Origin of the sequence: Marinomonas mediterranea MMB-1 (assembly GCF_000192865.1) — a bacterium.
In the GTDB taxonomy this organism is placed as follows: Bacteria; Pseudomonadota; Gammaproteobacteria; order Pseudomonadales; family Marinomonadaceae; genus Marinomonas; species Marinomonas mediterranea.
The window spans coordinates 4,540,176-4,556,594 of the sequence record NC_015276.1 but is presented as its reverse complement, the minus strand read 5'-3'; the positions used below and the strand labels follow the sequence as shown (position 1 = coordinate 4,556,594).

Below are 16,419 nucleotides of genomic sequence, written 5' to 3'. Positions count from 1 at the left end.
TAACAATCTCTCTTGTGTTAACGAAATAAGGGGCTTATGAGGACGTAAAAATAACCAACTGATATGGCCAGTCCATAGGGCAGTCCTTTCACACCTTCACGTGAGAACGCGATAGGAGCCGGGATTTTGAAACTTGGATATCGTTCTGAAAGCTGCAATATGGCTTTCGCGCCAGCAAGCTCGATGAGCGAAATAAACGGCAAAAATAAGGCCAGCACGCCGCCCGCTAACGCCGTCACTACTAAAAACGTCAGCTGCTGCTCAACGCCTACCCATAAGCATAAAATTGACATCAACTTAACGTCTCCTGCACCCATTTGACCGACCAAGAACAAGCAGAACCCCACCAGTAAAACGCCGACAGCCCCCAAACTCGTATAACCAAAATCCGCTAATAGCGCAGATCTATTTTCGTCTGATGTAATCAAAGATAGGGCGGCAGAAACCAGCCAAAGCACCAACAGCATCAACACCAAACGATTGTGTATACGTCGGTAAAATAGATCCGTCACAATGACCCACAAAGAGGCAAACGTCAGGATGACTGGCATGGCGAAATCAAACATGAAGGGTGTCAATTGCCTATTCTGTGCCAGGGTTGTTGGTATTTGTAATCTGATCGGCGATCGAAGAAAAACGATCTTTTAGTGCCGTTACAAAGACGCCGTCTGAACCAAATATGACACCGATGGCAGCCGCCATCGCCGCAGCAAGAATGCCGTACTCAATCGCCGTGACGCCGCGCTCGTCAGACAAAAAACGTTTTATGCTTGATTTCATCTCTTCCTCTCAATATCACAATAGTGGTTGTTCCTGAATCGAGACATATTAAGATTGATTCTCATTAGCGATACAATAGGCAAAGCATTAAGAATGCTTAATGAATACAGGCTGGCTCTTGTTGCGTGGCCGTTGGTAGGATGAACCCCTGAATTTCACATAGGACAAACAGGCATCACATTGAAAGTTTACTGCTTGAACTATGGATTCTTTTTGAACAGTTAAGATTAAGTAACGAATGTGAAAGTTAAGTTATGTAACGCTAAGTAAAGATAATGCAGTTGATAATGATTATCGTTTAATTTAAAGTCCAGCAAACTATTGTGTGAAAACCAAAGTTTCAAAACCCATAAATTCAACCCTTGCCGAGATTACTATTATGCGTATTCTGATTGTTGAAGATGATGCCTCTGTCAGTCATTGGATTAGCAGTAAACTGCATACCTCAGGGCACTCGTGTAAATTAGTCGATAATGGGGAAGATGCCCTTAAGCTCATCAAGGAAGAAGTGTTTGATGTCATCTTGCTTGATCGGGTCATTCCCAAGATTGATGGTATTCAGCTGTTGGGTTTGCTGGCAAATGAATCTCATCCACCGGTTTTAATCTTATCCGCAAATGATCAAACTTCAGATCGGATTGAAGGCTTGAGAGCCGGAGCGGATGACTACCTAGGTAAGCCATTTGATTTTGCGGAGTTGCTGTTGCGTCTGGAAAGACTTTACTGCCGTACAAAACAAGTCGCATCGAGTAACTTCATAAAAATCAAAGACATGATCATTAATTTAGAGCGCCATGAAGTGACTCGCTCTGGACATCGAGTAGATCTCACCAACAAGGAATTCAAACTGCTTTATGTGTTGGCTGAGCACCCGGGGCAGACGGTAACGCGCAGTATGTTGCTTGAAAAAGCATGGGGCTACCACTTTGATCCACAGACCAATGTGCTGGATGTTCACTTGTCCAAACTTAGAAACAAGCTCGATGGTGGTTCTAAAAACCCAATTATCCGAACGATACGGTCCGTTGGGTATGCATTAGGGTAAACTGTGTTTATAAAGCCATTACTTCATAGCAGCAGTTTTCGGCAAGCTGCGACCATTGCGTTTATTTGTTTACTTATTTCCTCTGCCGCCATACCCATTTGCGATCATGTTCTCAGCAATATTATGAAAAGCCATGTTCGCGGGATGATTTTTGAAAACCTTGAAAATAAAAAACTTAAAGGACTTTTTAACAACAGTAGATGGCTCGCTAATCAGCTCTCCACCGATTACCAACTAGACACTCGTAAAGACCATTTTTCATTCATTCTGGATAGCCAAGATCAGCTGATATATGGCCAACAGGCGATACTTACGCAAGCTCAAATTCTGATTTTGAGCGACAACCGGTCGAATGCCCCGAAAATTTTATCGTTAAAAAGCCAGCACAGTGAATTATTCGGGTTGTTGACACCTCTGGCTGACGGCGGCCTTTACTTTAATGCCTATAACATTCAACCCATGCTGCAACAAACGCGCATTATTCCTTTGATGACAGGTGCCGGCTTGCTGGCCATCCAATTGTCGATCTTACTGATTAGTCTGCCTTTCAGTCTGCACAATCTCTTTCGCGTAAACCACATCATCGAAGTCTTAGAGCAGTATGCACGAGGCAAGCACGACGTTAGAGTCAACTATAAGAACAACGGTGATGAGTTTGGCCAATTGGGTAAAGAAATTAATTTGGTTCTCAGTCGCACCGAAACATTAATGGGCGAGGTACGTACCATTACTAGCCATGTTGCCCATGAACTGAGAACGCCATTAACCCGCTTACAACATAAACTCATCAACTTGTCTGAAAAAACCGATGAGCACGAGCTTCAGGAGCTGGAAGAGGCGATTAAAGAAACAGAACAAATCCAGAGGTTATTTCGTTCAATTATGCGTTTGTCTGAGGTTGAAACAGGACAAGTCAGTCATCAAAAAAATAAAATAAATGCATACGACATACTCCATGAAGCGTATGAGTACTATCTACCTCTGGCAGAAAACCTCGATATTCAATTAAACATAGTGGCCAATAAAAAATATCATTTTTATGCGGATAAGATCTTAATTTTTCAGGCCATTGCCAACCTATTAGATAATGCTCTTAAGTATGCGCCTGACAGTAGAGTCATCACTCTTAGCTTAGAATCTTCATTAGGTAACACCCTTATCAAGGTGTCTGATCAAGGAAAAGGGATTGCTGAAGAAGATCAATCCGTTGTCACCAAGCGCTTCAAACGGCTCACCAGTAAACAAGATGTTTTTGGTCATGGTTTGGGACTCACTCTAGTTCAAGCCATCACCACTTTGCATAATGGCGAGTTAACGCTAATCAATAATCATCCGGGATTAACCGTCTGCATCGCACTTCACTCTAATGAAATAAACTAGAACGAAGATTCCCTAACGAGGACTGAGACCACTCTCTTTACAAGCTGACTCAATAGGCTTTCTGCCTTGGCATTAATATAGACTTCACCCCGTATTACCCAATTTGGCGAAACCGCATTAGGTTCTGTTGGTGTTAGAAAAGCCCGATAGACCGCTTCCTCAGCGATAGGAATTGGGTCATTTTTAGCGTTGCTAGCCGCCACTCTTCCGCCATAAACCGAAGCTAATTCTGGTGCAGAAGTTAATTTAGTCGAAGCAATATTTTCAACACCTTCTAAGAATAGAGACATCTTCGGATAAGAAAGGCTTTCGGGGATAAAATACGCGGCAGAATCGACCTTAATTCGATTGAGATCGCTTTCCTTTATATAAGCTTCGACGGTATTTGATCGGGTATTAACAAGCATTCCTAACCCTTCCCCTGCGGCCAGCCAATCGCCTTCCTGATGCAGATTGGATTGCGTCATCACGACGCCCTCAAAGGGCGCGGTTAGGGTTAACTGTGCCAATTGTTGGTTGATTAGCGTTAAACGCTGGTTGGCTGTCACAAGCTCCTCGTTAAGCACCTTTATACTGGCGGAAGCGTTCGGACTGAATGGATTCACATCGGCTTGTTTTTGCAATCGAGTAATACGCAACGTCAACCTGTCCGCTTCTCGGTTCAGCTCCGGTGAAACAAATTCAAATAGCTTCTGTCCTTTCTTTACGGCCTGATGAGGCTCAACAAATGAACGATGCAGTTGCGCGTTTGCAGGAACGTATAGGTTAAACTGTTGAGAAGATCGCATCACAGCAGGCGCTCCGACTTGGCTTTGCCATGGGTAGCACAATACAAATAACAGAAGGGCCAACAGTGTCAGACTGCATACGGTGTTTTTATTCCAGCTCATAATACTTCTCTTCTGCTGCCAAACTTTCAATTCTTTGAATACAGGCAATACAATAAACACCCACAATTCCACGATAAATAAAGCAATACCCAATAACTTAAACGCAAAGTGGTAGACCATAAGGGCGATGCCGACGTATAAAAACAATCGATACAACCAGGTGACAAGCGTATAACTCAACAATACTCTCTGCATTTGTACAGAGAAAATCTCGGGTGGCGATTGATTAAACGCAAAAATCCATTCTCTAATCTTCCACCGAGTGAAAGCAAAAGCTCTGGGTTGTAAGTTTGCTATTCCAAGAAAATCGGATAACAAAAAATACCCATCAAAACGCATAAAGGGGCTTAAATTAATCAGTAAGGATAAGATCCAAGTCGTCGTAGCCAACATAAAGGCTAGGCTCTTGCCCGTCCCTTCTGGCATGAAACTCCACAGCAACAGCGCCCAAGCGCCTACTAACAGCTCAACGATGACGCCAGCCGCACCAATCAACATCCTTTGTTTTTTACTTTTTAACCGCCAAGCGCTTGAGGTGTCTGTGTATAAAACCGGCCACAGTACGAGCAAAGCAACGCCCATTGTTGCGACCTTTCCGCCGTAATGTTTGCAAGTATAGGCATGGCCTAACTCATGTAGCGACTTAGTAAAAAAGAGCGCTAGTACAAGGGCTAACATGCCTTCAAAAGAAAAAAAGTGCATATAAGTGTGCGTAAACGCTTGCCATTGGCGGCTCACTAAAAAGAGCCCTAGAACAGCCGCAAGTACAGAGAGAAATATAAATAACCGACTGAAAAAGAACCGCGCTAAAGGCAAGGTAAGCGCTAAAAAAGCATCAGGGCGACATAGGGGAACGCGCATAAATAAATAATGGCGTAACAGCCATCGAATAGGGTTTATTGAATCCCATTTCGCTTCGTTCTCAGGCTTGGCGAGACGCGTATTTATCAATAAATGGCGACCCTGCAAAAAATTATAAAAGGCCTTCACATCCTCTACTGAGACAAGCAAAGTCAAGTGCTGGCAAATATCCTCAGCAATCGCTTGAGCACTGTTCAGCGACCAGCGTGCTAGCATCTCCATTTCATGCCAACCGAGGCGATAAAATTGCCCACTGATTGGATCTTCTAGTGTCCAAGTCGGCGCACCGAATGCATCTTCTGGCGCTTCGAAGAGTTTCAGATCTTCTCTTAACGGAGCCCATTCTGTCGCCGTTGCATCAAGCATGATTGACTACCAACTTAACCAAATACGCAGCTTGGTGAGCGGCTTTCTAAACACATAGTAAAACAGAGACGTTTGCTCCCCATATAACTTTGCTAAGCCCTTTTTTCCTAACCTGAGCGTCGCATTATCATTCACAAATACTGCTGTAAGGTGTAAAGCATATTGCCCATCTTGAGTAGGCCGGGCTTGGTAATCAATGCTCCGAACCTGCGCTTTAATTGGCGCACTAGGGTTGCTATCGAGAAAATATTTCACACTAGAGCCTGCTGTGATTCCAATCACATCTTCAAGGGGTAAGCGCACCTCAAGCTCGATCTCATCCGGATTGGCGATGGTCATGAGAGGTTCACCAAGTGTCATGGGCTTGCCCAGCCAGTCGCCCGCATCATCAAAAATAGCGACGCCACTGTGAGGTGCTCTAAATTCTGTGCGGCGTAGCTGATCCTGCAAGTAGTTCATATCCGATTTTGCTTGCAGAAGTTTGCCTTCTAGAATGGCCAGAGTCGCCTTCCTCTGCTCATCAATGAACGACTGCTGTTGGGCCATTCTCAACTCAGCACCGGTTACCACATAAGTCTGATGTGCGCTTTCTAATTCTTGTGTTAATGCTTGAGCATCCAGCTTAGCGACCAGTTGACCTTGCTTAACCTGTTCATTGGGTTTAACCAATAGCTCGCTGATTACGCCTTCAATGGGGGCTCTTAACACACTTGGCTGCCGCGGTACGATATCCGCCGGAGCGATAACAGATTGTTGAACAGGGAGTGATAAAACCCCAATCGTCGCAAGCAGGCCCAGCAACCACCACAGTGCGGATTTTTTCCGCTGCCCTTTGGGCTTTTTAGCGCCAGTTAACCCAATCCAAGCGTGGCCGTAGGCTTCTAGAAGAAAGCCTAATAGTTTTTTATCTCGTAGGTTTAGCGGGGTTGATCTCGATAATAATAAAGCCCCGATTAAATCCCCCTTGGCAGATTTAATCGGGAGCCAAATGAATCGTGTAGAAAAGTATTCCGAACCTTGTTTTGCATCTTCAGGACTTAAATCTGCCACTTCAATAGCATGGATTCTATCGGCTTTCTCTGTTTTCGCGATCCCAGATAACACACGATTTAACCAGCTGCAAAACGGGGCATTGGAATCGACATCAACTAAGCCTGATGCGCCTTCTACTTTTTTAGAGCCAAACATCCACAACACACTTTGCTGAAAAGGCACTAATAACTGCGTGTCATTAAGGCAGATAAATTGCCATTCTTGTAAATTTTTCGCGCCTCGTATTTTTTGCTCTAACTGCACTAACGTGAGCAGCGTTTCCTCTACCGTAACGGCCTTTTGATCCTTTAGGCTGATCGTCATCTCACGTTCTCAGTTGTTGATGTCCATTGAGACGGATCGAAATAAGCGTTGCCACTCATTCCGGGAATGAGGCGTACATTTGGCGTCTTTAGAATCTCCCCAAACACCGTAAAAGACTGACTAAGCGGGTCTATGACTGCGCCTAAACGCGTTACCTTGGCGTTATAAATTTGTTGAGTTTCGTCCAATTTAACTTGGAAGGCGTGCCCAATTTTTATCTCGCTAATCCAACGAGATGGGACAATTAAAGCGACCTCATAGACTTTGCTGCTATAGACTTCAAGAATAGGTTCGCCTTCCGATACGAACTCGCCTTGCTGTACTAAACGTTTTACCACACGACCATTAAAAGGGGCGTAAACGCCACATCGGCTGACCATTATTTCACCAATGCGACGCTCCGCTTGCGCCATCAAGGTATCGGATTCAGCTTGATTGACTTCCATCACACTGATTGACTGCAAATTGTCTAAGCGCTTAGCAACGGCTCGCTTTTGTTCGGCGGCTTGCGCCGCCGCTTTGGCATAATCCAGCTTGGCTTTATAAATGTCACAATCAAACTCAACAAGCGTTTGCCCCTTTTTAAAACTTTGGCCTTCTTTTAAGGTCAGTGTTTTAATCCGACCAGAGAGCTGGCTGGATAGCACCGCTCTGTCTTTGGCGTTCAACTGCACTCGAATAGTCGGCTGAGATACCCACTTCGCGCCACGTGGTTCATTGTCTTTTAACAAGGTGTTTGCATTTAAGACACCGCTTAACATCATGCCAAGGACAAGCGTAACACGTGACCTTGTTCGACAATAAACACTCATGGCTGGACGTAATTCGTATAATCAATAATGGCCGTTTCTTGTAAAGAATCGCCAGTGGACAGCATCACCAGTTGTGGCTTCGATGCCTCTTCTTTTTTCGGTTCAGTGTCGGCCTTTTCATATTGATCTGACATGCTGCCTAACGCGCTGTTCAGAGCAACACGTGACACAAGCGTTTCGTCTGAAATGCGGCCTTGCTGAAGTAATGCATCTTGATGTGCAATTGACGCTGATAAGGTTTCAACACTGGTGTCTGCAATGGATTTTGGTAATGGATCAAGCCCAGCGGCTTTGTAAATCGCGCCATATGCACTTTGCATCATAGCGAAGCTTTGATCTCGGTTACGTTTCGCCAACACGCTTTCTGTCGCGATGCGGACACGTTCAACCAAAGATTGGGTGTTATTTTGATACGCTCCCGTACTTTGCACAAAAATGGCGTCTTGAATCCTCGACAGCTCAGCCGTGCGTTGAAATTGATTATCGGCCTGTTTGTACTGTTGCCATGCGAGGTTAACCTGAGTTAGAACCGCCATTCTCAATGCTTGACGACGTAAATCTGCAATTTTTTCTTTTGCTTCACCAACGCTTTTTACATCACTATAGGAAAACGCACTGAGTAGATTCCAACTAACTTGGACACCTGCATCGGCCCAATCATTGTTCAAGGAGTAACTGTTACTATTGTAGTGAGCACCGACAAACAAAGATGCGCCGGGCAACAAACGCATTAGTGAAGAGCGCGTCTCTAAGACCGTGTTTCTTGCTCGATAAGCCTCTTCATTGATTTCTGGTCGATTGACCATGGAAAGTGTCTCAAGCTCTTCCAGCTGATAAGGCAGCGCTAAAGGCTGAGTACTTTGAGAGGCTAGCTCATATTGCGTTGCGGGTGGAAGGTTCATTAAACCTGCTAAACGAGATTTGGACGCCGCTAGATCGCCTTCCAGCGTTTCCAAACGACTGATCATTTCGAGCAAGCTTTTCTGATATTGCAAGGATTCTAATGGCGAGATCAAACGCTCAGCGGCGGTTTGCTTGGAGGTTTCTAACGCACTGTAGGCGTCTTTTAACGTACGTTTTACCAGCGGCTGAAGCTCTTGAGCTTTTACTGCTTCCCAATACGCACCTCGTACATTTTGAATAATATCGGCGACCACACTGCGACGTCTTTCTTCTGCGGCAAGGACATTGTTCGCCTGTGCTTTCGAGCCAAAATACCCAATCCCAAAGTCCAGAACATTCCAAGAAACGCTTAAATCCGCCGATGACGATTGCTTATCTTGGCTAGTAGAAGACACCAAGGACTCAGTGCCTGTAGCAATCGATTTACTCGATGATGCGGCTTCGTTATTTCGTGCTGTCCATCCTGCACTGGCGGCCACTTTTGGCAACATATCAAAGCTTTGCAGACCCAAAATATTGTCTTGCGCCAATTTTTCCATCAAGGCGAGACGTTCTTTAAGGTTGTATTTAACGGCTCTCGCCATAGCTTCTTCAAGGCTGATTGGCTGTGTAATTGGCTCTTGATCCTGAAACATGGCTTTTCGGTCTGCGTCCACCAATGCTAATTTTTGCTCAAACGTAATGGGCGTTGGTGTGACAGAGCAGGCCGTCAGACTGAATAAAATGGCACCTGCAACCGCCGTACGATGTAACGTTTTATACTCTAATACTTTGCTTTTTATAGTCACGTTATAAACCTTTTAATTCCATCATTTACAATTTTTAAGATGCCGCCGTCAGATCATTCAATAACAGCTTGTTAATGTTAAAAACACTCAGCGAACTGGCGTCGTTCACCTGTTCAGAGAATGGTGCTGTGTTTACCTGAACATGGCTGTCGGATTCCAATTTCACTTCTACGGGTATCACTGACGTCTCACCATTTTCATCAACAACGAGCACATGCAGCTCTATCTGTTGAGTGTCTCCAAGCACGTCTTTGTCTAGATTCAGCCGACCCGTCTCAAGGTCGTATTCAACGCCTTCTGGCAACCCAATACCATCTGCCGACATCACCGCAAGAATGGCTTTTTCCTCTTCTGACATCACACTGTCTAGTAATGAAAGTTGAGCGTTACTTATGTCTTTCGACCATTCTATGGACGTTGATCTATAGGACTGCAATGACGCTGTAGACTCGGTTTGTGCGCTGTCTAATTGAGTATTTTCAGTAGACGAAAGTGACGTGCTAAATGAATCGGAACCAAGTGTTGATGTGATAAGGGCGGTATTTGCAGAAACATCCATACCGCTTATTTGGTTGTCTAGTGAAGAAATATTTTGTGAATCGAACTGAGTAAAGTACTGCATTGCCGCTTCGCTTGGACTCACTGTCGCGCTACTTGGATTAGCGGTCGTTTCGCTCGTGTCTATTTGAGACGAACTGGGCGATGAGGGAACCACCATAGATTCCACCGTGAGCGTCACTTCAATTTGAGTGCTCTGACCTTTCGTATCGGTGGTTTGTATGACCACTAAAAATTCACCTGACTCGACCGCATTGCCAGAAATGACCAAGGTGTCTGAATTAAAACTTAAACCGTTTGGTAACCCAGTGACTTGCCACGTTAACGCATCATCCGAATCATCCGAATCATCGGAGAACAATGTATTCAGTAGCTGAATACTTACCGATTCTGTTTCCGTGATAGTAGGAAATTGAACGCTTCCTTCAATCTGTGGCGGTAGATTTTGTGCGACATTTAGCGCTATTTCGACAGAATTACTCGATGCGTCGCCGTCATTAATTGAGACGGTAAAAGACAAAGTAGCCGCTTGCGTGAGAGAGGTATTTTCAAAGGTTAGGCTTCTTGCTAGGGCGTTTACTTGATCTTGCGTTAGCGCGGATGAGATCGTGACTGAGAGAGTGCCGTCATCATTTACAAAGCGCCCAACCACCTCGCCTTGATACAATAAATTTTCACCGTCCAGTGTAAACTCACTGTCGCTTGCCAAACCGAAGGTATCGGAGGCATTGATGGTCGAACCTGAAAGCGTAATAGTTAGGCCTGAGTAATTGTCAGAGGCTGACATTTCTTCATCAAAAATGGTCAGTTCAGGAGCCAATACAACTGCATCAAAACCGATTTCATATAAGGACTCTTCACGCCCCGTCGCATCATAAATCGCAACGACATCAGTACCTTGCAGGAACACATGACCCGCATCCGAAATAGAAAGATACGCTCCCTCAGACGACGCTCCTTGCATGATGCCCGCCTGCGTTAAGGATCCGTCTTCACCGATAATATAGCGGTATAAGCTGCCGTCAGAGGTCAATACGAACAACTTCTCGTTATCCGCAGACACGACTAAATCCGATAGGTTTTCGACAAGAATCGCCTCGTCAGTGACTAGTAGAAAGGATTCGCTTTGAGCATCATACGAATAGGTATAAATACTCGTATCGTTCACCACATAGATGTATTCACCGTCGTCTGTTGCCGCCACATGTGTGGTTGAACTCAATATGGCACTATTGCCAGCCGAGTCTTCACTGCCATCACGAATGTAAGCTTTCCATTCAAGGCCGGATTCCTCTTGTTCAAATACAATTAGCGTTGAGGTACGAAAATTAGTGGTTACGAAGACATAATCTCTCGAAACAGTCAGGCTGCTAGGGTTCCACAGGTAGGGGGAGCTCCACGCATCGGCTATCTTTTGCACAAAGCTTAATTCACCAGTTTCGGCGTCACGAGTCATTTCACTTAACGCTGTACTGTTGATGTAATAAAAGTGCAGTCCATCTTCTGATAAGACAATGTCTTGAACGCCACTCACAGTGATTTCGTTGGTTTCATAGTCAGCAACAATCACTTGAGTATTCGACAACACAAGATCTTCTGATAACGAATACACGGCGATGACATCGCCCTCATTGCCAAGCAGATAAAGGTTTTGACCATCGGCCGTGGTAATTAATTTATCCACGGAATCAACACCATCAACGGAGGTTAGGGTGCTTTGATATTCCCATTCGCTGCTTTCATCGTTGAGGGTAAAGACCGCAATGTTGCCACTGCTGTCCGCCACATAAAGCACACCGCCGTCACTCGACACACTGGAGGCGCTAACATCCGTAAGACCTTCGGCCACACTTAACGTCTCAGTTAAAGACATTTCACCCGCCGCAATGGAAGCGTCTTGGGTCACCTCAGGCGTATCGTTGAGCGCTGTAATGTTAATTTGAGCCATCAGGATATTTGACGTTAGGCCAAATTGATCCGACAAAGTCACGGACACATTGACGGTCGACTCAGGCGTTTCGCTGCTGTTTTGGTATTGAATTTGGTTGAGAACATTTTGCACGTCTTCTGTGGTAGGGACAGTGCCGTTATCTTCCGTAAAGGTAATGGTTAAAACCCCATCCTCATTTGAAACAGTGGCAATCACCACACCGTCTTTTGTCAAAGAACTTCCTGTTAAAGCCAGCCCATTTGCCTCCTCAAATACCAGCTGATCGCTCGACGTTACGTCAGCTATAGACACAATTAATTCAGCACCGTGATAATTACCCTCCCCGTCGTTGTAGGCGTCCATTTGCGAATCTGTTAGAACAGCATCGGGGAACACTGACGTGGCGGCACCATTTTCTGTGTAAGCGATCTGATTGGTTGTGCTGGCTATGGTTGGAGCAACATTATCTTCATCTGCGGCGGCTAAGGTGATTGTGGTCGTACCATCGTACAAAGTGGTCGTTTCACCGATATCCGACTGGCTTGTGTACTCGATAATACTGAGGCTTACGGTTCGCTCTCCACTCGTGTCATCTCCCGTATATTTATAAGCAATACCATCAATAACTGACGCCGCATTTTCCGAAGAGTCCATGATATAAAGCGTCACCGTCATGACACCATCTTCTTCTGTGACGGAGTACGATGTATTGTCGACCGTTTGGGATGTTCCTGAAAAAGCTTCTAAGGTGATCTTACCCTTGCCTACTTTTAGTAGGTCATCGGCGGTGGCTCCTGTAATGGCGATCTGAACTTTCCAGATGGTCTGGTCTGCTTCTATGGTTTCGATGCTGGTATCGCTAAACAAGAGAGTGTAATCATCGCCGGTCTGGTAGGTTATCTCACTTGTGGTCGTGGAGACCTCCGCCGGATTATTCACCCCGATCAAATTCACTTGAACATTCATCGAGGTTTCATTGCCGTCCCCGTCATTGACCGTGATTGAAAAACTGGGACTGGCGCCATTCGCTACCGGATCATTACTTGAGTTGGAATAGGTGATTTGACGCAACACTTGTTGTGCCGTGGCTTGAGACGTTGAAGCCGTAAAAGACACGGTTAACACATTGTCTACCACCGTGAATGTCGCGATTTCATTTCCATCCTTGAGAATCTTTCCGTCTTCAAGTGTTAGGCCGTTCGCCTCTTGAAAACCGAATTCATCTTCTTCTAACGCGCCAGATTCGCGGGTGATGGTGTAGCTGGCACCTTGATAGTCATCCAGTGCGTCCAGCTCCGAATCGCTGATGATGCCAGTGGGCAGCAATAGCGTACCTTGTTCACTTTCGGTGTAAGACGCCGCAGGGACATCAAAACTAAACGATAAAATGCCATCACTGATCACCACAAACAGTTTTGAATGATCTGCGCTTAAATAGGCTTGAGTGATGCTAGAAAAGTTCGCACCGAGATCGTTGTCAGAGCCATCAATAGTTTGAACTGCCGTTAGGTCAGCATTGTCATCTTGCAAGAAGACATCTATGTATGCGCCCATAACAAAAACCCCCGTACCGTCTTCCGACACTAAAATGGTTCTGGCTTCATCGGACACAGAATAAGTATCTGCCAAGGTCAATTCACCGGCATCGTCATACGTCATGACCAATAAACTAGAGCCGTCGTTATCATTCAGCGCATAGACGGTTTGACCGTCAGCAGAAATTTTTACCGAATTGATAAAATACTGGTCGTCTTCTCCCGTTACGGAGCTGACGTAGGTAAGTGTGCCGTCGTCGTTTACATCAAAGAGTGTCACCGCATTCGAACCACCACTGGCTCCTACCACCAAACGAGTACCGTCTGCACTAATCGCAATACTGTTTGCGCCTGTTAGCCCAGAAACGCCTTCCGTATCATTACTGTATTGCGCAACAAGAGACAGCGCCCCATCATCATCTGATGATAAAACAAGAACTTGATCGCCTCCCGTGACGTACAAATAATCACCGGAGGTTTCTATATCGAAGACAAAACTGGATACGCCATCAATACCAAAGTCGGTTATTTCAGTACTGCTCAGGCGTGTTAACTCGCCCGTCTGCGTATCTCGACTAAACACAACCAAGCTGTTGTCGTCTTCACCAAACACATAGAGGTAGTTTTGATCAGACGACATACTGATCAAACTGGCACCCGCCAAGCCTTCGTTTTGTACCACTTGGTCGTTAGTATAAGTCTCTAAATTGAACACAGACGTGTAGTTGTAATAGCTTTGCACTAAGGTTAATGAGCCATCTTCCGCCACGCTAAACACACTTAAAACGGAGGAATCAGTGCTCCATGAACTTGAGTTACTGCTCACGGCATAGACAAAATTGCCGTCTTCAGAGACAGACACGTCTTCGGCCGCAGCCAACACATTAGAATACGTGCTTGAATCGTAATCGTTCGTCTCGTCGACATAATCAATGTTGGTTGACTCCACTTCCAAAGTGGCGGCACCAGCAGCATCGAACATCATTCTCTGCTCAAGGGCAAAGACCCCTAATGAACGCGATGGTTTGGCAAACAACATAGCAATACTCCTGCTCAGTGAATCTTTTTCCTGACGTTTTTTACTTTATTAAGCGTACGTAATAATTCTGTCGAATCTCTTCTGCGATCTCTTCAAGTAAGCTGTCGATTTGGCTTTTTCCTTCGACAAAGCTAGATGCGTCAGCGAAATACAGGCCGCCACCGCCACCTGCACATTCTCGTAATCCTGGGCCTGCAATATCTGTAAATAACGTCCTACCAAAATCTGCTGGGTCGCCCGGGCGAACACCGATGAAGAAAAACTTAATATTCTTATCTCTAAAACTCCGGCATACGTCATGGAAGCGCTGCGTCGCAAAGGCTTTAGCAGAGCCTGGCCCCGTTGAATCCAAAGCTTGATCACGGTTGAAGTTATAAGCATCCGTGTCGAACCAATCTCCGGTCGTATTTGCCAACATCACCATCACCTTCACATTGCTCTTGCTTTTACTGAAATCGAGCGGTAATTCGCTGTCCCCCCAGCCAGAGCTTCCTCGCATATTTGGTGAGAGCGCATGGCCGGCCCAACCCATTGCAATGGCATAATTCACGTTGAATCGTGTCGACATTTCATCAAGGCGGGCATCAATCGCGTCTAAGTCATTTGTTAAGGGTAAGAGTGGGGCATTTGGACACCCTTTATCCGCAACAATCCAGCGTACATCCTCAGCCACCGAACTTGGCCATAAGCTGGGGTTAGGGCCTACCCACGAAATGGGCGTCGCGCCGGGACTGCCGTTTTGAGGGAGGTCATGGCGGTAATACACCCCGAATTGACTGTCAGGTTGTTGATCCCAATTGAAATTCTCTCCTGCCCCCAACCCACGATACATACAAAGCAATTTCGCTACGCGATCTGGAAAACGAGGGTCTGCTAAACTGCGGACTTTTCCGGTCTTAAATAAGCTGCGCAATTCAGGTGGGTTCAAGGCTCCGGCGGCTGCCCATCTGGAGATTCGTTCCGGATCATCAGCATCATAGACATTCACGGCCTGACTAAATGGCACTAAAGACAGCCAGACTTTTTGTGCGCTATTAGACGCATCCGTATCTTCCCCAAGAAGGTTTCGAGCAAAACTCTTCCCCAGTTTTCGCAAAGCGACCAGCTCAGGTTCATCCTCTGTTAGGGTATTCGGCAATAACAAGGCGACTTCTGTGGGAGTAGACACCACTTCAACCGTTGAAGAAATAACCTGATCTTCCGTCTGCGCATTCAATAAATCAGATTGAGTATTGAGCGTGACGGTAACGGTAAAAGTAGGGTGGCCATCGTTCGTACCCTGCGTGACAAAAATGGAAGTTGTATCAATTTGATCTATAAGGCCTGAATCCATACCAAGGTTATTCAGCACATAGCCTTGGGCAATGGAATCTAGATCGGTTTCATCATCGTTGTTATTTCGCAGTTGTATCTGACCAATCGCAAGAGCGGCAGCGTCAGTGGCACGTTTTAGCTGTCCGGCAGTATTCACCATTCGAGTCGTATCGAGCGCAAATGAAAACCCCACAAGCGCCCCCACTAAAATCAACACAATAAAAGGTAAAGCCGCGCCAGAATCGCTTCTTAAAAAAGTGTTTAATGCATTTCGTGTGCTCGAAACATGGGTATGCAGACAACGGGTTTTCATCAACAGCGAAACTCTTAAGAGTGATTAAAAATAATGTCGGGAGAGGTTAGTGCAGATGATAACTATTCGCAATAAAATAACGATTTGGCTTTATTAATAATCATTAATATTTGCCCGTTGAAAAAGGAATACTTGAATTTATGTCTACAGTTGAGTAGCAGAGAGGTTCTTTCTGTCCCCCGTACTTCTTAAGGAACGGGTGACCTTTTCGTTTCTTAAAGAGCCCGCCTTTAAATACAGAGTTATCATCTAGCTTGCTTGTTCACGGCGGAATGGATGTCGTTGTATCGCCGATGCAAACAGTGTGATTACATCATGAAATAAAAAAGCGTTCAGACGCTGAGTCTGTGGATATGCGCATAGTAAAAGGTGTTATCTACACTCAGAAGTCAGTGGACTTGTTCATACCTTCCCTAGGAGAACTCTAGCGATTGAGTTGCTTGTTTCTATTCTTAGCAGCTCAGTCGCTATGAGCCAAGTAACCAATTCTGTCGCATATTTGCTGTGCCCTCTCTAAAAATTCTCGCCAAGTTTATTCCTTTTTAGTTC

The 16,419-nt window shown here is 45.4% G+C and carries 10 protein-coding genes; 2 read left to right on the top strand and 8 right to left on the bottom strand.

The genetic code is table 11. The features are described 5' to 3' along the window. Nucleotides 1-17 precede the first annotated feature (17 nt). Nucleotides 18-566 (bottom strand): A24 family peptidase, encoded by a 549-nt coding sequence (locus MARME_RS20645; protein WP_013663211.1) that lies wholly within the window; start codon nucleotides 564-566, stop codon nucleotides 18-20. Nucleotides 567-582: 16 nt separating this feature from the next. Continuing rightward, entirely contained in the window at nucleotides 583-780 is a 198-nt protein-coding gene (locus MARME_RS20640) for a Flp family type IVb pilin (protein ID WP_013663210.1), read from the bottom strand. A 379-nt stretch (nucleotides 781-1,159) separates the two neighbouring features. On the opposite strand from MARME_RS20640, the gene MARME_RS20635 reads away from it, so the two are divergent. Together MARME_RS20635 and MARME_RS20630 are read left to right on the top strand one after the other, a co-directional pair. Then, entirely contained in the window at nucleotides 1,160-1,825 is a 666-nt protein-coding gene (locus MARME_RS20635) for a response regulator transcription factor (RefSeq protein WP_013663209.1), read from the top strand. A 3-nt stretch (nucleotides 1,826-1,828) separates the two neighbouring features. Further along, a complete protein-coding gene (locus tag MARME_RS20630) occupies nucleotides 1,829-3,205 on the top strand; it encodes a sensor histidine kinase (protein WP_013663208.1) in 1,377 nt (458 codons plus the stop codon). Here the strand turns inward: MARME_RS20630 and MARME_RS20625 are convergent. The 6 genes from MARME_RS20625 to MARME_RS20600 are packed head-to-tail and all read right to left on the bottom strand — an operon-like array spanning nucleotide 3,202 to nucleotide 15,870. Beyond that, on the bottom strand, nucleotides 3,202-5,322 hold the full coding sequence (locus MARME_RS20625; protein WP_013663207.1) for an HlyD family efflux transporter periplasmic adaptor subunit: 2,121 nt from the start codon (nucleotides 5,320-5,322) through the stop codon (nucleotides 3,202-3,204). The two genes, MARME_RS20630 and MARME_RS20625, sit on opposite strands and share 4 nt — an antisense overlap. A 6-nt stretch (nucleotides 5,323-5,328) precedes the next feature. Further along, on the bottom strand, nucleotides 5,329-6,678 hold the full coding sequence (locus MARME_RS20620; protein WP_013663206.1) for an efflux RND transporter periplasmic adaptor subunit: 1,350 nt from the start codon (nucleotides 6,676-6,678) through the stop codon (nucleotides 5,329-5,331). Beyond that, entirely contained in the window at nucleotides 6,675-7,490 is an 816-nt protein-coding gene (locus tag MARME_RS20615; RefSeq protein ID WP_013663205.1) for an efflux RND transporter periplasmic adaptor subunit, read from the bottom strand. Before MARME_RS20615 ends, MARME_RS20620 begins: the two co-directional genes overlap by 4 nt. After that, nucleotides 7,487-9,181: a TolC family protein gene (locus MARME_RS20610; RefSeq protein ID WP_013663204.1), complete on the bottom strand. Its 1,695-nt coding sequence runs from the start codon at nucleotides 9,179-9,181 to the stop codon at nucleotides 7,487-7,489. Before MARME_RS20610 ends, MARME_RS20615 begins: the two co-directional genes overlap by 4 nt. A gap of 34 nt (nucleotides 9,182-9,215) precedes the next feature. Then, nucleotides 9,216-14,243 carry a beta-propeller fold lactonase family protein gene (locus tag MARME_RS20605; protein ID WP_013663203.1) on the bottom strand — a complete coding sequence of 1,676 codons (5,028 nt, stop codon included), beginning with the start codon at nucleotides 14,241-14,243 and terminating at the stop codon, nucleotides 9,216-9,218. A gap of 40 nt (nucleotides 14,244-14,283) precedes the next feature. Further along, nucleotides 14,284-15,870 carry a TadE/TadG family type IV pilus assembly protein gene (locus MARME_RS20600; RefSeq protein WP_013663202.1) on the bottom strand — a complete coding sequence of 529 codons (1,587 nt, stop codon included), beginning with the start codon at nucleotides 15,868-15,870 and terminating at the stop codon, nucleotides 14,284-14,286. Nucleotides 15,871-16,419 lie beyond the last annotated feature (549 nt).